Origin of the sequence: Streptomyces sp. NPDC006261, assembly GCF_040613515.1 — a bacterium.
In the GTDB taxonomy this organism is placed as follows: Bacteria; Actinomycetota; Actinomycetes; order Streptomycetales; family Streptomycetaceae; genus Streptomyces.
In genome coordinates this window covers 68,899-92,501 of sequence record NZ_JBEXSI010000020.1, presented here as the reverse complement: position 1 = coordinate 92,501, position 23,603 = coordinate 68,899, and the positions used below count along the sequence as shown (strand labels likewise).

The following is a 23,603-nucleotide window of genomic DNA, read 5'->3' as shown; positions in this document are numbered from 1 at the left end:
GCCTTCCATGACTGCTCTGATCTTTGCTTCGAAGTGGTTTTCGTGGCGGAGGGCCCGGAGGCGGTCGCTGAGGTGGCTCGTCTCCGGGCGCTGCCGTTCGAGGTCTGTGCTGGCCTTTTCGGCTCGGGCGATGGCCGCCTTGGCGTCTGTGGGGCCGTTGCGCCGCTTACGTCGCCAGAGTTTGATCCCCATCGGCTGTCACCTCCTCCCCGCGGGGTAGGGCGTTGAGGAGGTGGACGCCGGTACGGGACAGTTCGATCAGTTCGCTGGTTTGCCGTATCGCTTCGACTCGGGCCACTTCGCTTTTGCTGTGGGCCGTGCGCCAGTCGTTGCGGTCCTCTTTCATGTCGTCGAAGGTGCGCCGTGGTACGAGTCGGCCGGTGAGGACCATGAGGACGACGATGGCGAGGAGTGCGACAGCGCCGCCTTCTGCGACGTTGACTCCGAACAGTTCGGCTGTCATTGGCCGCCGCCCTTCTTGGTGGTTCTGTGCACGGTTGGTCAGGCGGCGGTCTTGACGGGGCTGGTCTGTTCGACCCGGGTGGTGGGCAGGGGTGCTTCGACGGCGGGCCGCTCGATGACGATGAGGACTGCGGACACGAACGCCATCCATCCGGCCTGCTGTTCGACGGTCATGTCGAGGCCGAAGCCGACGAAGAGGGCGAGCCCGGCGGAGGCGGCCTGGAGGAGGGCGGCGTAGAGGGCGCCGTTCTTGAGGACGACGGCGGAGGCGACGGCGACGGCGACGGCGAGGAACGTGTTGATGAGGGTCTGCTGTGTCTCGGACACTTCGATGCCGTAGCCGGCGAGGAGCTTGAGGAACACGGCGATCGCGCCGAGGATGACGACGGGTTCGCGGCCGAAGATGCGCATGGTGGTCTCGTTTCTGGGGTGGGGTCAGGGCTTGGGGACGTGGAGCTTGTCCCAGGTGGTTTTGCCGGGGGGCCACTTGGCGGCGGTGCCGGTGTAGCCGCATTTCCGCTGCCAGGCTTCGTAGCTGTTGACGTCGGCCTGGCCGAGTTCGGGGCCGGGGCCGACTGTGTATCGGCCGCAGCCGACGGCGACGAGGCGTTTGCCCATGGCGGTGAAGATGGGGGACTTCTTGCCGAGGGCGGGCCGGCTGCCGTTGAGGAAGAAGCTGGCCCCGGGGTACGGCTCGTACTTCACGGCGGGGGGCTTCACGGCCGGGGGCTTGGTGGCGGGGGCCGGCTGCGGCTTCGCGGGGACTTTGAGCTTCTGCCCGATGGCGAGCTTGTTGGGGTCGGCGAGCCGGTTGAGCTTGGCGAGGTCGGGTGGGTTGGTGTTGTGGGCGGCGGCGATGCTGGTGAGGGTGTCGCCGCGCTTCACGGTGTACGTGCCGGCGGGCGGCTGGGCGGCGCCGGGCTCGTCGTCGTCCTCGGCCGGGCGCGGGGCGCCCTTCTTCACCCAGGCGTAGAGGGGTCCGCCGGGGCAGGCGGTGGCGTATCCGTCGCGGTGGCCTTTGATCTCGTTGCCTGCGCCGTTGTTGCGGTGGAGGTCGATGCCGTCGCGGATCGCGGTGAGCATGGCGTCGGTGGGTTCGGTGAGGCCGCTGCTGCCGACGAGTCCGACGATGGCGTAGTGCCCCTGGTTGAGGCTCTGGTTGCCGTTGGCTCCGGTCCGGCGACGTAGCCCGCGCCCTTCGAGGAGGTAGCCGTGGGGGCAGGCGGCGTGGTTGTAGGCGACGTCGCTGTAGCCCTCGGTTTTGTTGGCGAGGTGGCTGCGGCGGATGTCCTTCCATAGGGCGAGGCATTCGCCGTGGTCCGACAGCAGCTTCGTGCTGACGGGAGACCCGAGGTAGTGGACCTTGACGCCCTTGGTGGTGGCCTGTGACGGGGCGGCGGATGCGGGCCATCCGAGTTGGGCTCTGGTGATGAGCTTCATGGGTGTCTCCTGCGGGGTGGCGGGGTGCTGGCCCGCATCGACCGTTGACCTTTGAATCATAGGCTTTCGATTCGCATATGCCTACGATTCCAAGGCTTAGGGGTTATGGTGCACCTAGGTCGTTGCCGCGAGGCGACCTCGGTGGCTGGCCCGGCCGTGCGGGTCTGGGCCAGCCACCCCAACCCGCACCCACCCGCACCGGAGGCGGACATGACCGCTATCGATTACGACCTTGAGTTCCTCGAAGACGGCCGCACCATCGAACTGATCTCCATCGGGATGGTGAGCGACGACGGCCGCGAGTACTACGCCGTCAGTGCCAACCTGGCGGGCCGGACATGGCGCGGCTGGGTCGTCCCGTTCTCCGGCTGGAGCCTCCGCCGCCGGGTCCGCAAGCACACGTGGCTGATGGAGAACGTCATCACCTCCCTGCCACAGCCGCACGGTGACTGGCGGCTCCACATGCCGAAGTCCTGGCTGTTCAACTACCGCGACCCAGCGGTGAAGCCCCGGAAGCGGATCGCCGCCGAGGTGGCTGCGTTCATCCAGGCCACTGACGACGTCGAGCTGTGGGCGAACTACGGGGCCTACGATCACGTGGCGCTCGCTCAGCTCTGGGGGCCGATGATCGCCCTGCCGGACGGGGTGCCGATGTTCACCCACGACATCCAGCAGGAAGCGCGGCGCCTCGGGTTCGACTGGGACGACCTGCCGAAGCAGGCGTCCGGCGAGCACAACGCGCTGGCGGACGCCCGTCACAATCAGACCGTGCGCCGCTGGCTCGCCCGGCGGGCATGGAGGGGGGCGTCGTGACTCCCGTCGAGCGGGTGGCTGCGAACGTAAAGCTGCTCCGCACCCGACGCGGCTGGACCCAGAACGAGCTAGCCGCCGAGATGGGGCTAAAGTTTTCGCAGGTCGTGGCGACCACCGAGGGCGGCAAGCGGCGCATCACCGTGGACGACCTGGTCGACTTCGCCAACGCCTTCAGCGTGACACCTGAGCAGATGATGTCCGACGATCCGGACGCAGGCGGCCCCCAGGTGTACGAGGTGACCGTGGACGGCGGCCACACCCAGTCGTTCTCTGCCGACACCGTCGACCCGGGCGACACGTGGACGTCGTTCTACCTGCGGGAGACCCGAGTGTTCCTCGCCCCGACCGCCCGTGTTCTCGGCATACGGCTGACCACGGAGGAGACCCCCGATGCGTGAGGCTCAAGGCTCCTTCGTCCCGCCGTCCGACGCTGCGGCCCTAGAGCTGGCGCTCTGTCGCTTGCGGGATCAGCTCGCCGTCATTGCAGGCGCGCGCCCCACGCCACAGGAACTCGCCGATGACCATGCCGCTGACATCGCCACGGCAAGGCGCATCCATCAGGCCAGGCCCGGGGTGCCCGTGCACCACGTGCTCGCCGTTCTGGAAGTTCTCCGGGCGATGAGCGAGATGGAAGCCCCCGATGCCTGACGCTCCCGAGGTGCAGCCTCTGACCGATGCGGACCTGCTGGCGTGGGCAGTCGTCCTCACCCACCGGGCAAGGCAGCAGCGTGACGGCATCAAGTACGTGTTGCAGACGTACCCGCCGTGCCCCACCTGCGGGGAAGACGTACACGGTGCAGAGCAGGTCACCCTTGTCGACCCGCCCAGCACCCGGCTCACCCTGCGGCCTTGCGACCACATCCACATGGTCAGCGACAACGACATGTACCGCCTATGGCGGCACGTGAACGAGATGGTGGCCGACGTCGTCGACCGCTACGACAGTCACCTCGGCGAGACACGGCCGTGGACCACGGAAGAGATCGTCCACGAAGCCCGCCGTCGCGTAGACGGCAAGACGGCCGAGGGGGAGAAGCGCCCGGCCCCGGCCCGTGGCCACACCCAGGTCTACCCGGATCCCCGCCAGCCCGCCTACGACGCCGTGTACGAGAACATCCGCAACCTCGGCGAGTACCTGCCGCCCGACACCGCGCACCGCAACGCGCTCATCTGGCGGGCTGTTCGCGCGGCTCTCGACGCGACCCCGGTCGGGCGCTGCATGTCCTCGCACTGCGTTGAGGGCGACCACATCATCGACCTGGGAGACGCTCATGCCTGATGTTCAGGGTCGTTGCCCGGCGTGTGGTGCCGCCAGCCTGTTCCTCGGCGAGGGCGGGCATGTGACCTGCTCCCGCAGCGACTGCCCGGACCCGTGCGCCGCCGACGACATGCTCGGCCAGGGAGCACCGATGCTGCACCGCGTCGCCGTCCTCGCCAGCGACCTGTTCACCGCAGGCACGCCGGGCCCGGAACGGGAGACCGCACGGAAGTTCCTAGCCGCGCTCCAGCGCGAGGAGCCCCGCCTACTGGGCTGTGGGTTCTGCTACGAGGAGCAGGGCGAGGAGGTTCACCCGCACCCGGAATGCCCCGTCGGGGCCAACGAACGCCAGCAGCCGCCGGTTGTGGCGACGGCACGCGTTGCCCTCGATGTTGCGGTCACGGCATCTGACTACGCCCTCGCACGCACAGCGGCCCAGCCGTCCGCCGAGCGTGATCTGGCCGAGCTTCAGCGACGCGCCGCCAGAGTCACGCGGAAGACCGACGCAACTGTCACCGTGGCCCCCTACGGCGAGGGGTACGAGGTCACCATCATGCGAGGGGGCGGAACGACTCGCCACGGCGGGTACGGCTTCCATGCCGTCCAGGGCATTCTCCTGGGGGTCATGGCAGCTGCCGATTGCCGCGAGGCGCAGACTCCCACCGCCGAGGAGGCCCCGAATGCCTGAGCCGACCGACCCCATGACCGAGCTGGCACAGCAGGCCGCCCAGCTGCACGAGGTGTACGAGACCTACGTACAGGCCGGGTTCACCGAACAGCAGGCGTTCGAGCTCACCAAGGCCATCCTCCTCGCCAACGTCGGAGGAGGAGCATGACGGGCCGAGACCTGCGGCTACACACCCTCCGGCAGCAAGGTGCACGGGAGGAACTGGTCACGGTCGCCGAGTGGGACGTAACTCCTGGCCTGCACGCGTGGATCACCGAAGAGATCGAAAAGTTGGAGGCGGCCGCCAAGCCCCTGGTCGGTCTCGGAACCTGCCCCAACTCGGGGCACTGCGAACCAGAGTGCTACCACCCCGAGGGCCTGCCGACCAACGACTCGGCAGGGGTCCTCCGCCGCTGCGCCGCCGACCGCAAGATCATGGCCGCGCACCCGTACACCACCCAAGTCATCAACCCTGGCTACGGGCCACACACCGCCGGCTTCGGGTGCGAAACCTGCCACGACTGGGACGGGGTCCCCGAAGGGCGCGGGAACTGCCCCACCATCCTCGCCCTCGCCGAAGGCTACGGACTCGACGACGAGGAGACCGACGATGCATGAGCCGACCGGGCGCGTGCCCACCACCTTCGAGGAGTTCCTGACCCGCGCCGTCGCCCAGCACGGCAACAGCTTCCGACCTTCCGCATTCGAGTACGCCCGCAACTTCGCCGCGACCTGCCGCGCCCAGAGCGAAGAAGAGGGCCCGGAGGACGCCGCCGTGTTGCGTCGGCTCGCTGAGCAGATGGACCCAGATCTGCGCCCCGTACACGTCGTCGCGGAAACCGTCCGGGACTTCGAGGCGTGGTGCTGGGACAACCAGCGGTGCCCGCGCGACCCGAAGGTGCGTCACGTGACCCGGCCGGATCAGCTCCGGGGGATTCGGCAGCAGCGTGTCGAGCTGGGCAGGGGGTACAGGCGGCTCCCCCGCTGGCCCGAGCTGGCCAGGCTCATCCTCGCCCACGAGATGCTCGCCGACACCGACGCGCTCGGGCTCGCGGGCATCACCAGCAGCGAGGGGACCGACGATGCGTGACCACGACACCCTGCGCACCGTGTGGCTGTTCGGCAAGCCGTACTGGTGGGAGCGGCAGCCCGACGGGCGACTGGCCCTTCAGAAAGCAGCTTGGCTCAGCACAGGGAGGAACCCGTGAGCAGCACGTACTACGTCCTCTGCCTGTCCCACGACCCGGCGACGAGGACACAGTCCGAGTTCACCAACCATGGCGAAGCCGCCCAAGCCATCAAGGACGGCATCGAAGGCCACGCCCGCTGCGACCTGCTCATCGAACGCGTCTCAGGCGCACCCGTCGAATACGCCTGCCCACCCCGCGACGACCGCAAAGTCGGACCGCACTGCCACCACCGGGACGTCAGGTGGATTGATACCGAATGGCTGCGCCTCCTCGGCCGCGCCCAGCAGTCCACTGACCCGCGCCTGCAAGAGGTGCTCGTACAGGAGCGGTTCTACTGCTGGCCCGTGGACCGGGTGCACCGGCTCCGGGTAGCGCTCGACATCGGAGACGAAGCGAGGGAACGCCCATGACCGCCCGCCCGCTTGCCGTCGGGGACATCATCCACGGCTTCGCCTACGGCGCCTTCGGCCGCGACCACTACCACTGCGTTCGCGTCGAAGCCGCCGGGCCGGACTGGATCGTCGCCCGCGACCCTGACGAACCCCACAGAGAACCGTCCTTCGCCTCCGGCGCCCGTGCCCTCGATCTCTGCGCCCAAGCTCGCGACGAGGGGCACAAGACGCCCTGGGGTGAGCCCACACAGCCGTGCCCGGCCGCCGGTAAGCCCCACGCCCTACAGCCGCCCGTGGACGTCATCCTCGTCGGTGCGAACGGGAAAATCCTCGCCCACGGAACCGCCACCAGCATCAACGACGACGGCACCATCGCTATGCAGAGCCCGCCAGTAGCCCCGGGCGCGCTCCCCCACGGCATGAACTGGCGGGACTACATCGACTAGCCACCGGCTCCGCGAGGCGCTCCCCATAGGCGCCATCGTGGGGCTCGTTTTCGAAAAGTTGCCTGGATCGCAACTTTCCTGGGTCGGAAAAGTTGGCGATCCAGGCAAGTCATCACAGCTGGGTCACCACCAGGTTCCGCCAGTAGGGCCGGGTTGCCACATCCGTGATCGACCCGTTCGACAACCCGAAGTACCCGCCCCGGTACGTCGTATCCGCCAACGCACCCGTCGTCCACCCGACCCCGTCCGTGCGCTTCGCCTCAATCGTCGTCGGCGTCACATTCACCTGGAAACTCATCACCCCATCAGCAGTCGGCGCCGTCGTTGCGATCACCGAGCCCAGCGTCGTCCCCGACGTCGACCCGGCCGTGTGCCGGTTCAACTGCATCTGCCCGTTCGCCCGCATCACCAGGTGATAGCCGCCCGTCGCGTTCGACTGGGAGAACCGGTACGGGTCGTCCGACTGCTTCCCGAAGTAGATCCCGCCGTGCAATGTGTTCGTCGCGGGAAGCACCTTGAACTTCATGTCGAAGCTGAGCCGGTACCCGCCCGCACCAGCCGCCACCGGGCAGTACGTGCCCAGCCCGACCGACTGGAACGGCACCGCCGGCACCGACACCCAGCCGACGTCCGGGGTAGGGGCGAACTGGAGGGCGTAGTCAGGGTCGTAGTCGATCGTCGGCGTGCACCCAGGCTCCTTGATCTGGAGATCCCAGCGGGACGCGGTGCGCTGCGGGGCGCTGGTCGACACGTACCGGGGGTCCGACGACATCATGCCGACGACACCCAGACCGGTCAGCCGGGCGACCTGCGACCTTCTGTACACCGCCCACGCGAAGACGGGCTTCCCCCGGTCCTTCACCTGGGTGATCCGGGCGTCCGAGAACGTGGTGTTGACGCCCCAGTAGTCGACCATGGAGTCCTTGGCGTCCATCGTCGCGTCGCTGGTACCCGAGTCCAGGTACACCCACGTGCGGTACCCCCTGGCCTTGGCCCACGGCAGCGACAGGGTACCTATATGGCACTTCCAGATCACGCTGCGCGGGGCGTGCGGGTACGAGGCGTCCAGCAACTGTTGGGTAGGCACCACCGCGTCGTTCGCTTTCGGTTCCAGCAGGATCGGCACTTTGCCCAGGAACTCATCCAGCACCTGCCTGAGCGGCACCAACCGCTGCTCCGACCACCCGGCCCCGAGGAGCGTCCGCGCGTTCGTCTGGATCTGCTGCCCGATCTCCTCGGTGGTGTACCCGTTGAGGTTCCCGGTCCGGTTCGTCGTCCGGTCCACCGTCGGGTCGTGCAAGCACCACAGCTCCCCGGAGGCGTCGACGTTCACGGACACTTCGAGCGGGTAGCGCATGGCGGCAGCAGCCCGGTAGGCGACGAGGGTGTGCTCGGGGCGGACCATGCCCCCGCCGCGGTGGGCGAAGTACACGGGGGCCACGGGGGTGGCGGGCCCGATGATGCTGTCGATTGTGGCGATGGCGTTCGGGAGGTACAGGGCGGCGGCGTTGCTAGCGGCCGTGGAGATCGCAGCGGCCTGTGCGTCGGCGGCCTTCGCCGTAGCATCGTCCGCAGCTTCGGCGACTACCCCGGCGACCCGTGCGGACACGATCTCGGCAATGTCTGAGGCGACCATGGCGTACCGGCGGCCCAGCCCGAAGTCGAGGAAGACGGTGGTGACATCCTCCGGCCCGTAGAACGCGACGAACCCGTCGGACGCCGCGATGACCGACGTGACGGGGAGACCGCTGGTGTCGGTGAGGTCGGTCAGTTGAGTACCGCCCGCCACCGCATCCCACACGGCGCCAGTCGCACCGGGGCGGAGGAGGAGCTGGTCGCCGACCTGCTCCATGGCGTAATCGCTGGTAGTACCCCCGAAAAAATGACGCATGAGGGTTCCTTTCGGGGGTCAGGCGGTCCAGTAGGAGCCGTCGATGTCGATGATGTCGCCGGCCCGAATGTTGAACGGGCTGTTGGTGAACAGGCTGAACGCGTTGGGTTTTGCCGACTGGGTGGTGCCATTCGTCATCGAGTAGCGCAGCCGGGAGATTTTCGTGGTGGAGATTGACGGGGCCGTCACCGCGGCACCGAACGTGGTCCCCTCCCCGTTGTCGGACGTGTAGTGCCAGTCGAAAAGCGACCGGTGTGCGGTGGTGCAGGGGTAGCCGGGCGGGAGGGCGACGTTGAGCGGGTCCGCATACCCGGGCGGGTTCGACGTCACGACCACGTGAATGTGCAGGTCGACCCGCTTGCCCCGCACCTGGTACAGGCCGCGGTTGGTGGACGACGTGCCCCAGTGGAAGTTCGTGGCCCCTGCCGACCACTGGGGGGTGTAGGTGCCTTCCTCCACGCCTGGTGAGCCGATCCACTGCCAGCCCGCCCCGTCGCCGATGTAGAGGCGGGTGCCTTCGGTGAGGAGTCGGCCGCGGACGCTGGGGCGGCGGGCGCCGGGGAGGCCGGGGGTGGTGCCGCTGTCGGTGAACCATCGTCGGTCGATGACGTTGACGGCGGTGACGACGGAGGATCCGGCGGCGACGGTGCATTGGGCGAGGGGGATTTCGTAGACGCCGTCCTCGGCGGCGGAGAGGCTCGGGGCGCTGCTGCCGCCTGTCTTGTAGAAGGCGCGGACTGTTTTCGCGGCCATGGAGGCGCGGAGGATGACCAGGTCGACGCGGGCGACGGTTCCCGCGTTGGGGGTGACGGCGACGTTCTTGACGGTGTCGTTGAGGTAGTAGAACCCATTGGCGAACGCCTCGCCGGGTTGGAGGACGACGTTGCCGGTGCCGTTGCCGCTGATCTTGAGGGCGGTGTCGGCGGGGTCGGAGGCGTGGACACCGTCTGCTCCCCACCGGCGGGCCATGCGGGACCACTGGGACTGTGTGGCGATCGGCGACTCGTCGAACGGCGCACTGAACTCGGCCATGCTCAGGCCGCCTTCCTGGTCTTGAGGCGCCCAACGTCTCGTTTGACCTGGGCGAGGTACTTGTAGATGCGGGCGACTGTGCCGTCACCGTCGCTGGACCCGACCGCCGCCTTGACGGTGGTGCCGTCACCAGCCGTGCAGGTGAGGGTGACTTCGCGGACGACGTCGGTCATCCACGACTCCCGCACTCGGGCGGACACGGTGTCGCCCACGTTGTAGTCCCGCCCGTACTGGAGCAGCGGAATATCGATCGGGCTGATCGCCAACGAGCCTTGCCCGGCACCGGCGGTGAGGGCCTCCTCGGCGGCCTGGTCCATCTGGGCCACCAGGTCGACCGATGCGGTATCGACGGAGGTGAGGTCGACGAACTGCTCGATCACCAAGCCCGGGAAGAGCGGGTCGGCCCGGTCGACGGTCTTACAAGCCCGCGGTGTGGACTGCCCGCCGGCGACGACGAGGGCCCGAGTGCAGGTGGGCGGTGTGGTGGTGTAGCTGGCGTCGGTGAGGTTCCCGAGGTTGAACGCGAACCGGGCGGTGCCGGACCGGTCGACGGGTTCGTACACCTGGAACTGGAGGCCGGAGCCGACTTGGACGACGCGGAACCCGAGCCCGGCAGAGTTCGCGATGTCGGTGAGGACGGCGAGGAGGGAGTCGAACTGGTTGAGCTGCCTTGTGATCGTCGGCCCGTGGCCCCCGTTGGCGGCGAGGGTCAACAGTGCGTTCTTGCGGGAGGCCAACGCCCCGGGTCCCGCGTTGACGTTGACGAGGGTCCGCATGGCGGTCTCTGCCACCACGCCGGAGATCTTGTACACCGTGTCCGCCTGTGACCCGATGACCGAGCCGGGGGCAGGCCAGCAGGTGTAGCGGGCCAGGACTTCGGTGTCGGAGACCCCGCCGACGGTGAGTTTCCCGGCCCCGGAGTCGTCCTTGGAGCGGGACCAGTCGACGGTGCGGATCGGCCCCGAGTCGACAAGCGTCCCGTCGGCCGTGCGGATGATCAACCCGTTGCCTTCGGCCAGGAGGTTCGCCTTCCCGGAGTCGGCGGAGATCTCCAGAACGAAGCTGCCGATGGCGTTGTAGCGGGGCATGACGATGAGGCTGGTGTAGTCGTCGATCTGCCCGATGCGTTCCAGGGCGGGGTTGCGGACGTAGACGCGGAGCGCGCTGTTCACTGGGTGTCCTCCTCTCAGGCGGCCAGGTAGCGGGGCTGGTACGTCATGCGGACCTCGGTGGTGGAGGTGGACCCGGCGACCGTCAACGTGAGCTCGTTGATGCCGGTCTCCAGCGGCCACAGAGAGGAGTCGCCGAGGTTGGGCCACAGGTTCGTGACCCCGTTGAGGAGGGCGGTTTGCCTGCGTTCCCGGGTGTCGATGACGATGGTGTCGGCGCCGGTGATGGTGCGGGTCAGGACGAGGGTCTGCCCGGTCGTGACGTTGGTGAGAGTGACCGAGGTCGCCGGGCCGGTAATCGTCCAGACGGGGAAGGCGTCGTCGTCGCCGTCGTTGTCGACGGTGACCGCACCGAGCACCTGGGAGTCGCCGACGACGAGCGGCAGGAACGGGAAGAAGTCCCCGCCCAGGTCCGTCCGCCACGCGTGAGTGACCTCTCCCCCAGTCCAGTACGGGGACGGTACGGCGAACACCAGCGCTGTGATGCACCAGCGGCGACCAGCAGTATCGAGGGACTCATCGCCTTCCATGCCGCCCTCGTAGCGGACTCCGATGCTGCGCTGCGCCCCGTCTGGCTCGGTGAGGGTGAGAGTCCCCTGGCCTCTCTTGGGGTTGAGAGAACGGATGAGTGTGCGGCGGCGGGTCTTGTAGGCGGCGCGGCTGTCGTTGGCCCAGAACGCGACCGGCAGGGTGATCGTCTTGCCTTCGGCGCGGACCTGCCGCACCTCGTACCCATCGATGCCCGGCGACTCGTCCTTCGCGAAGGCGTAGGACGGCATGTCCAGCCCCTTGGCGCCGGGCTGGACTACCCAGCCGTGCTCCCAGTCCGTGAGGAGCGTCGTCACCCCTGCCGGGTCGGTGAACGACAGGAGCGGCATTTCGACGAGGCGTTGCGGCCACTCCCACGGCGGCTGCTGCTCAACCGGGGGAGTCGATGAGGCGACCAGAATCGGCATCAGTTAGCTCCGATCATGGCGGGGCGGTGGAGCATGTCCTGGGCGTCAAGCGCGTCGAGGATGCTGCGCCGTGAGGCGACCTCGGTCGTGTGCGCGTTGTAGTTGAGGACCCGGTCACCGGTGGTGTTGTTGACGGTCCGGGTCTCGGTGCGGGCAACGGTGGCCGCTGCGGTGGACCGGACGGTGCGGGCCATGGTGGCGGCTGCGGCTGCGGCCTGCGGGATGGTGTCGCGGACACCGCGGGCGAAGCCAAGCCCGGTGAACCGGCCGAGCGCGGCGAGGACTTGAGACGGTGACTTGATTTTCAGTTCGACCTTGATGGTCTTCTGGATCTTCTTCGCCAGGTCGACCATCGCCTTGACGATCGCCGCTTCCTGGGCCTTCAGCCCGGCCAGGTACCCCTTGCCGGACATGGCCCCGGCGTCGTACATGACGTCGGCGGCGGACTGCCCGTAGGCGGTGGCCGCTTTCCCGATCTGCACCTGGGTCGCGTTGATGGACTTGAGCTGCGCACCGGTCGCCTTCACCAGCGCGGCGGCATACGGTGCGGCCTGGTCGGGGCCGGCGGAGATGAGCTGCCCGATGAACGCCTTCGACAGGCCGCGCTTGCCCAGCGTGATGATGTTCTTGGAGAACGTCTGGAGCTGGCCGAGGCGGACCTTGAGCCCGTTGAGGATGCCGTCCGCACCGAACGGCAGGCCGGAGTTGGGGAGGCCGGTGAGGGAGGCGAAGGAGGAGGCGGACGCGGTGGTTTCGGTGGCGAACGTCCTCGCGGCGGCGATCTTCGCGGTGAGCGCGTCCCGTTTGGCCGCCAGGTTCTGGAGTGTTTTGCTCTGGGCGTTCAGGGATTTGATGAGCCGGTCATCCAAGGTCGTCTTGACGCCCTTGAAGGCGTTCTTCACCGCGGTGGCGACCTGGGTCATGGCGGTACTGATCGCGGACGCGGTCCCGGATAGGGCCTTGAGGAATCCGGCGCCGACGCTGGCCGCGATGGGCCCGGTGTCGATGCTCTTCCCACCGACCTTGATGATGCCGCCGGTGGCGTACCCGCCGCGGCGCAGCCCCGTGCTGATCTGCACCCCGCCGCCGACGATGCCGCCCTGGGCGTACCCGCCGATCCGGTTGTACGCCGCAGGCAGGGACCCGTACCGGCTGAGCGCGTACTTCATCGACGCGTAGATGTTTGCCATCGGGTCGACGGACACCCCGTACAGCTTGGGCCCGGTCTTGCGGTACTTCCCGGCGTAGGCGTTGAACGTGGGCTCGATGACCTGCATCAGGCCGACGGACGGGGTGCCGTTGATCCAGTTGATGTCGTTGCGGTTGACCGCCCGGGTGTTGCCGCCGGACTCCTGGTTCATGCGGCGCAGCGTGGTGTTGACCAGGCTGAGGGACTGCCCGACCTGTCCGAGGGCCTGGGTGACGACACCGCGGAAGCGTTCGACGCCGGCGCCCGCGTCGCCCCCGGTGCCGCCTTCGAGGTAGCGCATCGGGTCGACGGTTTTGCCGCCCTGTCGTGCTTCGAGGTGGAGGTGGGGGCCGGTGGTGTTGCCGGTCGCCCCGACTTTCCCGATGACCTGCCCGCGGGTGACGCCTTCGGTGGCTTTGGCGACCATCGCCGACATGTGCGCGTACAGGGACGACAGGCCCGACCCGTGGTTGATCTCGATGTGCTGCCCATACGGGCCGCCGGAAGTGGCGGTGCGGACCTGCCCGTTGTCGACCGCCCGAATGCTCGTCCCGGTCTTCGCAGGGAAGTCCAGACCGGTGTGACGGCCGGAGGACCACATCAGGCCGGGCTTCCCGAACGGGGTCCCATACGGGGCGTCGACCGGCTTCAGCCACTGGCCGGTGGACTCCAGGATGTCCTTGCCGCGGATGTAGTCGACGACTCGGTTGATGAGCCCGATGGGTGCCTGCCCGATCATGCCGGGCCAGGTGTTGGTGTTCTTCCCGAGGGTTTTGGTGATGCCCTTCTTGACCGGGGAGAGAGCGGACTCGGCGAGGTCGGCGAGGCCACCGCGGGCGACGTCGGCGCCCTTGGTCAGGACGCTGCCGACGGCGCTGGTGATGCCGGAGAAGATGCCGCCCTCAGCGAACCCACGGAACGCGCGCAGGGATTGGCCGCGCATAGCGGCCTGGTTGACGGCGTGGAGTCGGGCCCGCTCGTAGGGGTCCTGCATGGCCTCGGAGACGTAGACGCCTTCGCCGCGGCGCATGGGGACGAGTTGGTCGTCGCCCTGCCGGTAGGAGGACTGGCCGGGGAGGATCCCGCCTCGGGCGAAACCCTTCGGCATGGACATCGGCTTGAGGTCTTCAACCCCGGGGATCTTCGCTGCGGTCTTGTTCCAGACGGCGACGATGCCCTTGTTGTAGACGACGTCGATCCAGAACTTGATCGGCGCCTTCACCAAGTCCTTCAGCCCGGCCCAGATCTTCCCGAGGCCCCTCTTCAACGTCTCGAACGCGCCGGACAGCTTCTCGGCGAAGTTGTCGAAGCCGCGGCGGACGGAACCCCAGGCGTCAGTGGCGGTGGATTTGATGTTCGTCCAGAGGTCGGACCACGCGTCGGACACCTTCGTCTTGATCGCGTTGAAGATCAGGAGCGCCTTGTTCCGCAGGTCCGTGAACCAGCGGATCGCCCCGTTGACGATGTCGGGGATGATGCTGTGCCCGAGGAGGATGTCGTACAACCAGCGGAACGCCTTCGCGATGGCTTCGGTGAGCCACTTCACCGCGTCGACACCGGGCTGGATGTCCTTGCGAAGGTTGGTCATCGACTTGATGAACAGCTTCAGCGCCGGGATGACGACCTTCAGGATGATCGCGGTCGCGAGCTGCGTCATCAGCATCGAGAACTCGATCAGCGGCGGCAGCAGCGGCATGATCGCGGGCAGCAGCTGGATCAGGAACTCGGTCCCCAGCAGCGCCAGCTGAGGCAGCAGCGGGGCGAGGGCGAGGAGGATGTCGCCGATCGACTGGCCGAGCTGCATCAGCGGCGGCACGAGCATCGGGATGATCGGCAGCAGCGCCTGCAACACTCGCATGAATGCGGTCGCGTACTGGCCGGCCAGCTCGGCTATGACCGCAGACAGGCCCTCGATGATCGGGGAGAGGATCGGGCCGAGCATCCCGGCGATCTGCGTGACCACGGGTACGAGGTCGTTGAAGACGCTGATCAGCATGTCGAAGATCGGGATGACAAGCGGCAGCAGGTCAGCGATCAGCTTCCCGAGGACCGGCAGCAATGGCGACACCGCCTCGACCAGGCCGATGATGGCCTGCGCCGCGACGACAAGCACCGGGCCGAGCGCCTGGGCGACCGGGAGCAAGGCCTCACCGAGGGTCTTGAACAGGTCACCGATGGCGGGCCCCAGCAGCTTCGCCACCGCGGTCACTGACGGTGCCAAAGCTGCGAGGACAGGCAGCACCGCCTGAAGGGCATCACCCAGCGCGCCGGCGAGGAGCCCGGCGACAGCCTGGACGGCAGAGAAGATCGCCTTCAGTGCGGCTTGCACCTCGGGCAGGGCGGTGACCCTGCGGATCTCCTCCAGGGCGGCGCCGACGACGGCGAAGAAGTCGCCACCACCCGCAGCTGCGGCCCCGAAGACGTTTTGGATGATCCCGCCGATGTCGGCCAGGACCCCACCGAAAGACACGGCGACATCGAGGGCGGCGCTGATGGCGTCTTGGAGGCCGCCGCTCTCCAGTCCCTTGGCGAGCTTGGCGATGGCTGTGTCTAGGGCTTCGGTGGCCCCGTTGGTGATGCGGTCCCACGCCGGTCCGGCTCCGATGGTGAGCTGGGACAGGGCGGTGAGGATCTGTCCGGGGACCCGGTTCAGGTTGCCGAGCCCGTTGCGGATGACATCGAAGGTGCCCTTGAGCTGCCCAGTGCGTTCCAAATTTTCGACGGCGGTGAGCGCGTTCTTCGCCATGTTGCCGAGTTCGGCGGCGGCCCCGACGAGGCCGGCCCGGACGGTGGGCAGAATGAGACTGCCGACGGTCTGGAGGCGGGTGCCGAGCCCGGCGAAAAGTGCGTCCTGGACGTCGAGTTTCATGGCCCGCCAGGCGGGCGCCATCTCCTGGAGGATGGCGACGAACCCGCGGGCGTTCGGGCTGAGCTTCGAGACGGCGTCGTTGAGCTTGGTGGTTTGGGTGGCGGCGGTCTGCTGGGAGTCCGCTACTGCCCGCGCGGCGTCGGCGACAGCCCGGTGCGCGTCCGCAAGCCCACGCTCCTGGTCGGCGACTTGCAGACTCGCTGCCCGGATCCGTTCCTGCGCCTGCACCACAGCGTCCGACCCGGACACCCCGGCCTTGTTCGCGGCGGCGGTGTCGACCTGGCGGCGCTTCTGCTGCCGCGCTTGCTCCTCCGCCGACGCCTTGGCCTTCTTCAGGGCGAGGTCGGCCTGCTGGATTTGGAGCTGTGTCGCGGTGGGGTCGGACCTGGTCTTCTGGAGGTCGAGCTCGGCCTGCTCAATGTCGAGTGCGGCTTGCTTCTGGTCCAGGGCGCCTTGGCGGAGGCTCCGGTTCATGTCCTCCAGGTCGCGGGTGGCTTGGCGTCGGGCGCCGGACAGTTCCTGCTGTGCTTGGCGGGCGGTGCGCTGCGCTTCGGACAGGTTCCGTTCAGCGTCGGCGACACCGCGCTGAGCGTTGGCAAGGGAGCGTTGCGCGGACTCGACCTGCCGGGCAGCAGTCACCGCGGCCTTGGCCTCGGCCGGGGCCGGGTTGAACGCGGCCTTGATGGCGTCGCCGACCCCGGATGTACCGAGCTTGATCGCACCGAATGCGGTGGCGAGGGTGAGGATGGCGGGTGCGGCGACGGCGGCGAGTGGCCCCATCTGGGCGATGGACTGGCCCATCGCGGCCAGCTGTGGTGTGGCAAGGAGCGCGGCTGCGGCGATCTTCGCTATTCGGCCGGAGAGGATCCCGGCCTGGGCGGATGCGTTGCCGCCGCTGCCGCCGAAGCTCCCGAGCGCCGACGTGATTCCGGCTAGCCCAAGGATCCGGGTGCGAATGTTGACGATGCGGTCGCGCGCCACATGGTTGAGGGCGGTGTTCGCCGCGGCGGTGACGGCGCGGGCATCGACCCGGGCGGTGCGCCGGCGGGTGAGGTTCGCCAGGTCGTTCGCTGCGACACGGGTGTCGACGTCGACACCGAGGCGGACCCGCTGCCGTTGGGTGAGGCTGCGCAACTCGTTCGCGGCGACCCTGGTGTCGAGGGTGGCCCGGATTTGGACGAAGCGGTCGGCGGTGAGCTTGTCGAGGGCCTTCTCGACCCGCTTGTACGCGGCGTCCTGGATCTTCGCGACGATGTCGACGGTGGTCTGCCCGAACCCGGCGAGCTTAGTCTTTGCGGCGGTGTCATCGACCTGGGCGACGATCCGGACGGTGCGTTCGTCGGTGAGGCGGGCGAGGGCTGTCTTCGCGGCTTTGTCGTCGAGCTGCGCTGTGATCTTGACGGTGCGCTGGTCCGTGAGCTTGCCGAGCGCAGTGCGGGCCGCAGAGTCGTCGAGCTCGGCCCGGACCTTGACGGTGCGGTCGCGGGTGAGGCGGGTCAGGGCGGTGGTGGCGGCCTTGTCGTCGAGCTCGGCCGTCAGCTTGATCGTGCGCGGCTTGGTCAGCTTGGTCAGCTTGGCCTCAACCACCGTCGTCAGGAGGTCGACACCGACCCGGACGGTGGGTGTGGCGGCAGCCAGTTTCCGCCGGATCCCGTCAATGATCTGGTCACCGGCGACTTCGCCGGCGAGCTTGGCGGGCTGACGGATCGCGGAGGGCAGCTCACGCAGGAGCACCGGGCCGAACCGGGTCGTGTCTGGGATGACGGAGACCCGGGTGGATCCGACGAGTGTCGGCTCGGCCATGCTGCCCTCCCCTCTTACCGTGCTGCTTCGAGTTCGCGGATTTTGCGTTCCCAGTGGTCGACTTCCGCCTGGTCGGTCTGGGTGGTGCCGGGTGAGTACTGGTTGAGGAGCGCCTCGCTGTACGCCGCACCGGCGGCTTCGAGTTCGGCTTGCTGCTCGTCGACCTCCGTGGCCGGTGATTCGACGGGCGGCATGTCCGGCGGTTCGCCCTTGAGGTGGGCGGCCCACAGGATGCGGATCATGAGGAGGAGTGCGTTGTAGTGGGCGGCCTGGATGTAGGTGTTCTGCGTCCACCGCCTTCCGTCGACGTCCCCTGCCGCTGCCGCTTTGGTGGCGGAGTCCTCTGGCAGGTGTTCGACCAGGTCCCGGAGTTCAGCCCAGTTCATGGACCCTTCGCCCCAGGACATGGCCCAGAACTCGTCTAGGCGGCGACCGGGGTAGTACCGCTGGATGTCGGCTCGGAGGGCTCCTGGGTGCTCTTGGAGGACCTGGAGGAGCCGGAGTCTTCCCCCGTGTCGGTGCCCGCCTCCCCGTTGATCTCCTTGAGGAGTTCGGTGAGTTCGCCGACGGTGAGCTGGGCGACTTCGACGAGCTGGTCGAACGCCTCGGGCGGGGTGGCGATCTTGCGGAGGATGCTGAGGTTGTTGTTGTCGCCGTCCGCTTCGACGGCCTTGACGACGGCGAGGGGCCAGTAGTCCTGGGTGAGGAACGAGCAGCGGCGCTCCTCGACCTCGTACTCGGTGTCGCCGGGAACCTCGAAGACGAGGTCGACGTGCTTGACCCCGGCCTTCTGGGCGATCTGGGCGCGCATCTCCTGGAGCTTGATGACCTTGCGGTTCGGCTTGGACATGGTCCGGGTTCCTTACTCAGGCGGGGGCAGGCGGGGGCTTTGCAGGTGATCCGTCGTGCCGCCCCCGCCAGGGATTGGGCGCGACGGATCACCAGTCGGAGGGTCAGGCGGGGAGGGTGACCTCGGTGATCATGTGCTGGACGGACTGGGCGCCACCCGGGGCACTGAGGGCGGTGAACGTGAGCTCGTAGTTCGAGCTGTCGTCGGCCGAGTGCTTGCGGGCGCCCCGGTCGGACACACCGCAGCGGGCGATCATGATGCGGTGGCGCTTACCTCCGTAGATGACATCCAGACCCAGGGCGATCTCCACCGTGTCCTGGGTGCTGCCCGACCCGAAGCTGAGGAACTGCTTCGCCGCCGGTTCGACCACCGCAGCGGTGGACGTCATGTTGTCCATCTGCACCTGGTAGTACAGGGACAGCAGCTGGGCGGTCGTCTCCCGGAAGACGAGCTTGAACGTCTGCGTCCTCTTCTTCGCGAGGTCGACGACGGGCGCGTCCTCACCCCACGCGTCGAGCTGGGTCCGCTCCTCCGCCAGGGCCTCTTCGAGACCGTCCGGGGTGATGAAACCCATGTCACTGAAACCAGCAGGCCAGGCGACTTCGGGTCCGACGGGGAAAGTAGTGCCGACGGGGGCGGCATACGCCTTGCCCGCTGTGCCGACGATGATGTTGGTTGAGTCGCCCACGACGGGCCTCCTAGCTGTTCGGGAGGGGTGGGCGGACGCTCATCCCCAGGATCATGCCGACGCGTGCGATGCCGGTGTTGGGCTCTTCTGGTCGGTCTTGCGGGCCGGTCTCCTGCGAGATCCCGCTGACGATGCCGTCCTCCGTGGACTGGTTGGGGAGGAGCTCCCACTCGGCACACACCCGGAGTGCGAGGCGCATGGCCGCACCCTCGTCCGCGGCGAAGCAGTCGAAGTTGAGCCTCGGCCGGTCGGTTGTGGCGGGGTCGGACCAGCCACGCATGGTGCTGGTGCCGCCGATCCTCAAGACCCTGACCGCCGGAAGCACGGCGTTGAGCGCCTTGCCCTCGGGAAGCTTCGACGCCACATAGGCGTTGGGCATGGCGAGGCTGAGAAGGTCGATGGCGACCTTCTTGCCGTCAGGGAGGACCAGCAGCGCGGCCATCGCTACTTGCCTGCGGCCTTCTGCGGCTGGCTGCCCGTGGTCTGCGCCTTGGCGGCGTCCTCGGTCTTCTGGTCGTTCTTGACCGGCTCGGCGTAGCCCTTCCAGCGGTGGACCTCGTCGGCCGCGACGTCGACGATCTCGCCGGGGAGCTGCTTGCCCCGGGGGAACGTGAGCTTCATCTTCACGGTGTCGGACATCAGTGGTCGCCTCCTGCGGCGTCGAGAGCGTTGCCCAGCACGTGCCGGGGCAGATGGATGCGGCGGCCGTTCCGGTCGGTCTGCCGGGTGCCGAACTCCACGTAGATCGCGTAGTGGACCGGGGCGTCCACGTGCACTGCCCCCGTGTCCGGGTCCGGGCGTTCGACGCGGTGGATCGTGGCCCGGTACAGCCCGGTGTCGACCGGGGCAGCAGCCTTGGCCACCCCGACGACTGCGTCCCCGCGGGCCGCCATGTCGGCCTGAACATCGGGATGAAGCACCAGCCCGGCGATGGCGTCCTCATCGACGTCGATACGGATGTTGGTCATCCGGCCACCTCCAGCAGCCGCACCGTCTGCCCCGACAGCGGACCGGCCTCCTGAACGTCCTTGGGAACGCCGTCGACCTCCCAGGTGCGGCCGTCCCACTCCACGCGCTGCCACTCCGACACCCTCGGGGCACGGCGCGGCATGAACAGCTGGGCGGTGGTGACCGTCTGGTCCTTGGCTTCCTTCGACTCCGACGACGACGAGTAGTCGACGGTGCACCCGTACACAGGGGTGCGGGTGGCGTGAGCCCAGTCCCTCACCTCGGTGTTGTAGTCCCCGTTGACCAGCGGTGCATCAACGAGCACGATCGTCTGGCGTCCGATGTGGCCCGGCATATCAGCCCACCACCAGCGGATCGAACCGGAACAAGCCGCAGGTGCGCAGCAGGTCACCGACGGACGAGGCGAGCCGCTGCGGCTGCTCCCCATCCCGCAACGGGCGCTTCGAGTACGACCTGATCCCCGTCGACTGCGACGCAAGATCCGACTGCGACTCGGTCTCATCCCCGCGCTCCAGCATCCAATGCACCTGCTGGACCGTCGCCTGCCGCAGCACCTCCACGACGTCGGCGTCCTCCGCGTCGTACCAAGCCCCCAGCAGGGCGCGGTCGACACGCTGCGACGCCAACGTCAGCAGACGCACAGCGTTCGGCGGGGCAGGCTCGGGGGCCAGCCACGCCGCGAGATCGGGGACGGTCGCGTAGGGCACCGGCTACTCCTGGCCCTCGGGGTCGACGGCGGTCTCGCGGGAGTCCTCGACGACCTGGGCGTAGTCCTGGCACTCCTGCTTGGTGGCGTCCTTCGCCTGGTCCGGGTCCATGCCGAGGGCGATGGCGTACTCCCGCCAGTCGGCGACCTTCGCATTCCCCGCAGGCCGATCGGGCACCTCGGTGGCGGGCGTGGCCGGCGACTCCGGGGCCAGGTTCGGAACCGGCGCCGGGGTGCCCACGCCGAGAGCGTCCTCGTGGGCGGCCACCCACTCCTGGAGCTGGGTCAGCGTCAGGGAGTAGGCATGGTCGGCGAGGAGACCGAGGGTGACCGCGTAGGTTGCCCACTCCTTCGCCGTGCCGCCATCGCCCGGCTTCTCTCCCACCGGGGGCTTCGTGCCGATACGGTCCGCCGTGGTCGCCTCAGCACCGTCAACGACGACGAGCGACTTGTCGCCGTCCGGGACGTCCGGGGCGCTGCCGGAGACGGGGACCAGGTGGCCGCGGGCGACCTGCTTGGCCATCTCCCCGGACGGCGGGTCATCCAGGTGGAGCCGAAGCCCACCTGCTCCCTGGTACTCGCGGGCCCCCATGTCAGTACGCCTTCGGGAGCTTGAACACGGTGATTGTGCCGGTGGTGCCGGACGCGAAGTCGACGTACAGCTTCGAGCCCTTCTGCTGGAACCGGGCGGACGTGAACGGGCCGATGAACTGACGCCCAGACGTCGCCGCCACGGTGGTGGCGCTGTCGCCCTGGCCGCCCATCCACGCCTGGGTGCCGGTACCGGCCTTGACGGTGACGACCTTGTCCGTGCCGGCGCTGTTGGTGACGCGGATGAGGGTGCGTTCGGGGTCGACGTTGTTGATGACGACCCCGTTCGTGACGAGGGTGGCGTCGATCGTGGTACCCGCCGGGTCGGCGAGCGCACCGTTCGGGACGAACGAGGTGTACGGAACTGCGGTGCGAGGCATGGGAGTCTCCCGGGTCGGATCGAAGGGTTACGCGGGGTCGATGAACGCGACCGCGATCCCGGTGGGCCGCAGGAGCTTCGCGCCGTACACGTGGAGACCACGGATCGCGTCGGCGATCGTCGACTGGAGGCGCAGCGCCTCGGTCTCCAGGATCTGCTCGGCGTAGGTGATCGCACCCGGATAGCCGGCCTGGACGACCTGGATGTCACCGGTCGGGTTGGGGGTGTTGTTGGATTCGAGGATGTCGAATCCGGCGGCCCGACCCACGAAACCGTTGCGGAGACCCTCGGTGGTGCCGGAGGCGTCGGCGCGGATGAACCGGTCGTCGGAGAGAAGAGAGCCGATGAACTCCGGGGAGCCGACCAGGTACCGGCCCTCGGAGGGGACGTTGGCCCGGTTCAGCTTCGTGCGGAGCGGGACGAGCACCTTGTTGTAGGCGTCGGTCGCCGTGGTGTACGTGTTGATCGGGGCGCCGGTGGAGCCGAGGGTGTTCGCTGCGGCGACCCCGGTGTACAGGGAGGCGACGTAGGCGTCGGCCTTGTCGCGGAGACCGTAGGCGGCGTTCTGTGCCATCTCCTGCATCGGCGACACGAGGGCCTGCGCCTTGTCCACGTCGTCGATCTTGAACGCGAAGGCCTTGCCCTGGTCGATGACGAGGTCGGTGCCTGCGGTCTCGACGTCCTCGTAGTTGATGGTGTCGCCGGACGCGTAGTCGAAGATCGTCGGGTCGCCGATCGTCGTGATGTGCACCGACTGCCCCTGGGAGGTGATCTCTCCCTGGTAGTTGGTGTTCACGAGCTGCGGCTGCGCGTACACGAGGCTGCTACGGAGCGCCGTGAGCGTCAGGTTGCTCCAGATCTCCGGCTTGAAGTTGTTGATGGACAACGGAGGCTCCTAGGGAGGCATCAGCCACTGCCGAGGTAGGCGTTGAAACGCCCCTCCTTGGTGGCCTTGGTGATCTCGTCGGGGGTCATGCGTGCCGCGTCTGCTGCACCCAGCTGCCGCTTGCCGTTCCCGGCCCCGTCCATCGGCGCGCCACCTGCGGGGGTGGGCTCCGGCTCCTTCGGCTGCGGCGCCTTGGCCGCGAGCTTTGGGTTCGCCTTCAGTGCCTGCTTGACCGCTTCCTCCATGGCGGAGGTGAAGTCGTCGGCGCTGGGGTCGAGGTAGCCGAGGGCCTTTTCGAAAGCCCGTGAGTCCAGCAGGGCTTCCGGGTCGGCGCCGAGAAGTGCAGCCTTCCGGTGCACGGCGCTCTCTACCTGCGCCTGACGGGCCGCGTCACGAAACGCCTTGGTCTCGTTCTGGGCCTCGGTCAGTTGCTTGGCGAGCTCTTCGGGGGTGGGTGGCTTCTTCTCGTCGCTCTCGATGCCGAACGCCACAGCGACCTTCTTCATGAAGGCGGCCTGGTCGTCCTTGGCCTTCTGCTCTGCGGCGGTTCGCTTGGCCTTCTCGGCTTCGACGTCGCCACGGAGGTTCTCGACGAGCTTCTGGAACTTCGCCGGGTCGAAGTCGCCTTCGAACGTCGGGGACTTCCCCTTGGTTTCGGTGGCGGGCTCAGCCGGCTCGGTAGGTGCGGCGGGTGCGGCCGGATCTGGCGGAGTCGGTGCGGCCGGGGGTGCGGGCGGGGTGGCCGGCTGGGTGCCGGGGTCCGGTGTCGTTCCCTCGGGTGTGGCGGGGGCGGGGGTGCTCATCTCGGTGCCTCCTTGGGCGGCCTACACGCGGTTGGCGGCGCCTTGTCCGCTGGCGTGTTAGCCCAGATGCTAACCCTGAACCCACCACAATGCTGCACAATCAAAGGTCATAGCGCAAGATGTCCTTAGAATCCAAGGATCAAGGGGGTGGGTG

The 23,603-nt window shown here is 68.1% G+C and carries 31 protein-coding genes; 11 read left to right on the top strand and 20 right to left on the bottom strand.

Annotated features, from left to right (window positions below):
• Positions 1-166: 166 nt before the first annotated feature.
• The 3 genes from ABZ154_RS15735 to ABZ154_RS15725 are packed head-to-tail and all read right to left on the bottom strand — an operon-like array spanning position 167 to position 1,902.
• On the bottom strand, positions 167-463 hold the full coding sequence (locus ABZ154_RS15735) for a hypothetical protein (RefSeq protein ID WP_356832857.1): 297 nt from the start codon (positions 461-463) through the stop codon (positions 167-169).
• Between the two features lie 38 nt (positions 464-501).
• Positions 502-873: a hypothetical protein gene (locus ABZ154_RS15730; RefSeq protein ID WP_356832855.1), complete on the bottom strand. Its 372-nt coding sequence runs from the start codon at positions 871-873 to the stop codon at positions 502-504.
• Between the two features lie 24 nt (positions 874-897).
• Positions 898-1,902 carry a peptidoglycan-binding protein gene (locus ABZ154_RS15725; RefSeq protein ID WP_356832853.1) on the bottom strand — a complete coding sequence of 335 codons (1,005 nt, stop codon included), beginning with the start codon at positions 1,900-1,902 and terminating at the stop codon, positions 898-900.
• 210 nt (positions 1,903-2,112) lie between these two features.
• Between ABZ154_RS15725 and ABZ154_RS15720 the strand changes: the two genes are divergently transcribed.
• Genes ABZ154_RS15720 through ABZ154_RS15670 form a run of 11 tightly spaced genes read left to right on the top strand, consistent with a single transcriptional unit; the run spans position 2,113 to position 6,668 of the window.
• Positions 2,113-2,715, top strand: coding sequence for a 3'-5' exoribonuclease (locus tag ABZ154_RS15720; protein ID WP_356832851.1), 603 nt, complete (start codon positions 2,113-2,115; stop codon positions 2,713-2,715).
• A 14-nt stretch (positions 2,716-2,729) separates the two neighbouring features.
• On the top strand, positions 2,730-3,113 hold the full coding sequence (locus tag ABZ154_RS15715) for a helix-turn-helix domain-containing protein (protein ID WP_356832849.1): 384 nt from the start codon (positions 2,730-2,732) through the stop codon (positions 3,111-3,113).
• A complete protein-coding gene (locus ABZ154_RS15710; protein WP_356832847.1) occupies positions 3,106-3,363 on the top strand; it encodes a hypothetical protein in 258 nt (85 codons plus the stop codon). Before ABZ154_RS15715 ends, ABZ154_RS15710 begins: the two co-directional genes overlap by 8 nt.
• The gene (locus tag ABZ154_RS15705; RefSeq protein WP_356832845.1) at positions 3,356-3,994 is read left to right on the top strand and encodes a hypothetical protein; all 639 of its coding nucleotides are present in this window, start codon (positions 3,356-3,358) and stop codon (positions 3,992-3,994) included. Before ABZ154_RS15710 ends, ABZ154_RS15705 begins: the two co-directional genes overlap by 8 nt.
• Positions 3,987-4,661, top strand: coding sequence for a DUF6085 family protein (locus tag ABZ154_RS15700; protein ID WP_356832843.1), 675 nt, complete (start codon positions 3,987-3,989; stop codon positions 4,659-4,661). Before ABZ154_RS15705 ends, ABZ154_RS15700 begins: the two co-directional genes overlap by 8 nt.
• Positions 4,654-4,809 carry a hypothetical protein gene (locus ABZ154_RS15695; protein WP_191046170.1) on the top strand — a complete coding sequence of 52 codons (156 nt, stop codon included), beginning with the start codon at positions 4,654-4,656 and terminating at the stop codon, positions 4,807-4,809. The genes ABZ154_RS15700 and ABZ154_RS15695 overlap by 8 nt, the downstream gene beginning before the upstream one ends.
• Positions 4,806-5,258, top strand: coding sequence for a hypothetical protein (locus tag ABZ154_RS15690; RefSeq protein WP_356832841.1), 453 nt, complete (start codon positions 4,806-4,808; stop codon positions 5,256-5,258). Before ABZ154_RS15695 ends, ABZ154_RS15690 begins: the two co-directional genes overlap by 4 nt.
• Positions 5,251-5,730: a hypothetical protein gene (locus ABZ154_RS15685; RefSeq protein WP_356832839.1), complete on the top strand. Its 480-nt coding sequence runs from the start codon at positions 5,251-5,253 to the stop codon at positions 5,728-5,730. Before ABZ154_RS15690 ends, ABZ154_RS15685 begins: the two co-directional genes overlap by 8 nt.
• On the top strand, positions 5,723-5,848 hold the full coding sequence (locus tag ABZ154_RS15680) for a hypothetical protein (RefSeq protein ID WP_356832837.1): 126 nt from the start codon (positions 5,723-5,725) through the stop codon (positions 5,846-5,848). Before ABZ154_RS15685 ends, ABZ154_RS15680 begins: the two co-directional genes overlap by 8 nt.
• Positions 5,845-6,240 (top strand): hypothetical protein, encoded by a 396-nt coding sequence (locus ABZ154_RS15675; RefSeq protein ID WP_356832835.1) that lies wholly within the window; start codon positions 5,845-5,847, stop codon positions 6,238-6,240. Before ABZ154_RS15680 ends, ABZ154_RS15675 begins: the two co-directional genes overlap by 4 nt.
• Positions 6,237-6,668 (top strand): hypothetical protein, encoded by a 432-nt coding sequence (locus ABZ154_RS15670; protein ID WP_356832833.1) that lies wholly within the window; start codon positions 6,237-6,239, stop codon positions 6,666-6,668. The genes ABZ154_RS15675 and ABZ154_RS15670 overlap by 4 nt, the downstream gene beginning before the upstream one ends.
• Positions 6,669-6,780: 112 nt before the next feature.
• Here the strand turns inward: ABZ154_RS15670 and ABZ154_RS15665 are convergent, their stop codons facing one another.
• The 17 genes from ABZ154_RS15665 to ABZ154_RS15585 form a co-directional block, all read right to left on the bottom strand.
• Positions 6,781-8,559 (bottom strand): glycerophosphodiester phosphodiesterase, encoded by a 1,779-nt coding sequence (locus ABZ154_RS15665; RefSeq protein WP_356832831.1) that lies wholly within the window; start codon positions 8,557-8,559, stop codon positions 6,781-6,783.
• Between the two features lie 18 nt (positions 8,560-8,577).
• The gene (locus ABZ154_RS15660) at positions 8,578-9,591 is read right to left on the bottom strand and encodes a hypothetical protein (protein ID WP_356832829.1); all 1,014 of its coding nucleotides are present in this window, start codon (positions 9,589-9,591) and stop codon (positions 8,578-8,580) included.
• 2 nt (positions 9,592-9,593) lie between these two features.
• Positions 9,594-10,763: a siphovirus ReqiPepy6 Gp37-like family protein gene (locus tag ABZ154_RS15655; protein ID WP_356832827.1), complete on the bottom strand. Its 1,170-nt coding sequence runs from the start codon at positions 10,761-10,763 to the stop codon at positions 9,594-9,596.
• 14 nt (positions 10,764-10,777) lie between these two features.
• Positions 10,778-11,716 carry a phage tail family protein gene (locus tag ABZ154_RS15650; RefSeq protein ID WP_356832825.1) on the bottom strand — a complete coding sequence of 313 codons (939 nt, stop codon included), beginning with the start codon at positions 11,714-11,716 and terminating at the stop codon, positions 10,778-10,780.
• A complete protein-coding gene (locus tag ABZ154_RS15645; protein ID WP_356832823.1) occupies positions 11,716-17,577 on the bottom strand; it encodes a peptidoglycan DD-metalloendopeptidase family protein in 5,862 nt (1,953 codons plus the stop codon). The genes ABZ154_RS15650 and ABZ154_RS15645 overlap by 1 nt, the downstream gene beginning before the upstream one ends.
• Positions 17,578-17,591: 14 nt before the next feature.
• The gene (locus tag ABZ154_RS15640) at positions 17,592-17,963 is read right to left on the bottom strand and encodes a hypothetical protein (RefSeq protein ID WP_356832821.1); all 372 of its coding nucleotides are present in this window, start codon (positions 17,961-17,963) and stop codon (positions 17,592-17,594) included.
• 35 nt (positions 17,964-17,998) lie between these two features.
• Positions 17,999-18,427 carry a hypothetical protein gene (locus ABZ154_RS15635; RefSeq protein ID WP_356832819.1) on the bottom strand — a complete coding sequence of 143 codons (429 nt, stop codon included), beginning with the start codon at positions 18,425-18,427 and terminating at the stop codon, positions 17,999-18,001.
• Positions 18,428-18,530: 103 nt separating this feature from the next.
• Positions 18,531-19,115 carry a phage tail protein gene (locus tag ABZ154_RS15630; RefSeq protein ID WP_356832817.1) on the bottom strand — a complete coding sequence of 195 codons (585 nt, stop codon included), beginning with the start codon at positions 19,113-19,115 and terminating at the stop codon, positions 18,531-18,533.
• Between the two features lie 10 nt (positions 19,116-19,125).
• The gene (locus ABZ154_RS15625; RefSeq protein WP_356832815.1) at positions 19,126-19,557 is read right to left on the bottom strand and encodes a hypothetical protein; all 432 of its coding nucleotides are present in this window, start codon (positions 19,555-19,557) and stop codon (positions 19,126-19,128) included.
• 2 nt (positions 19,558-19,559) lie between these two features.
• On the bottom strand, positions 19,560-19,754 hold the full coding sequence (locus tag ABZ154_RS15620; protein WP_356832813.1) for a hypothetical protein: 195 nt from the start codon (positions 19,752-19,754) through the stop codon (positions 19,560-19,562).
• Positions 19,754-20,083, bottom strand: coding sequence for an HK97 gp10 family phage protein (locus ABZ154_RS15615; RefSeq protein WP_356832811.1), 330 nt, complete (start codon positions 20,081-20,083; stop codon positions 19,754-19,756). Before ABZ154_RS15615 ends, ABZ154_RS15620 begins: the two co-directional genes overlap by 1 nt.
• Positions 20,080-20,418 (bottom strand): hypothetical protein, encoded by a 339-nt coding sequence (locus tag ABZ154_RS15610; RefSeq protein ID WP_356832809.1) that lies wholly within the window; start codon positions 20,416-20,418, stop codon positions 20,080-20,082. Before ABZ154_RS15610 ends, ABZ154_RS15615 begins: the two co-directional genes overlap by 4 nt.
• A 1-nt stretch (position 20,419) precedes the next feature.
• Positions 20,420-20,791, bottom strand: a complete 372-nt coding sequence (locus ABZ154_RS15605; protein ID WP_356832807.1) for a hypothetical protein — start codon at positions 20,789-20,791, stop codon at positions 20,420-20,422.
• A gap of 3 nt (positions 20,792-20,794) precedes the next feature.
• Positions 20,795-21,382, bottom strand: coding sequence for a hypothetical protein (locus ABZ154_RS15600; protein ID WP_356832805.1), 588 nt, complete (start codon positions 21,380-21,382; stop codon positions 20,795-20,797).
• 1 nt (position 21,383) lies between these two features.
• On the bottom strand, positions 21,384-21,761 hold the full coding sequence (locus ABZ154_RS15595) for a hypothetical protein (RefSeq protein ID WP_356832804.1): 378 nt from the start codon (positions 21,759-21,761) through the stop codon (positions 21,384-21,386).
• Between the two features lie 27 nt (positions 21,762-21,788).
• Positions 21,789-22,646 carry a phage capsid protein gene (locus ABZ154_RS15590; RefSeq protein ID WP_356832803.1) on the bottom strand — a complete coding sequence of 286 codons (858 nt, stop codon included), beginning with the start codon at positions 22,644-22,646 and terminating at the stop codon, positions 21,789-21,791.
• 20 nt (positions 22,647-22,666) lie between these two features.
• Positions 22,667-23,449: a hypothetical protein gene (locus tag ABZ154_RS15585; RefSeq protein ID WP_356832801.1), complete on the bottom strand. Its 783-nt coding sequence runs from the start codon at positions 23,447-23,449 to the stop codon at positions 22,667-22,669.
• Between the last annotated feature and the right edge of the window lie 154 nt (positions 23,450-23,603).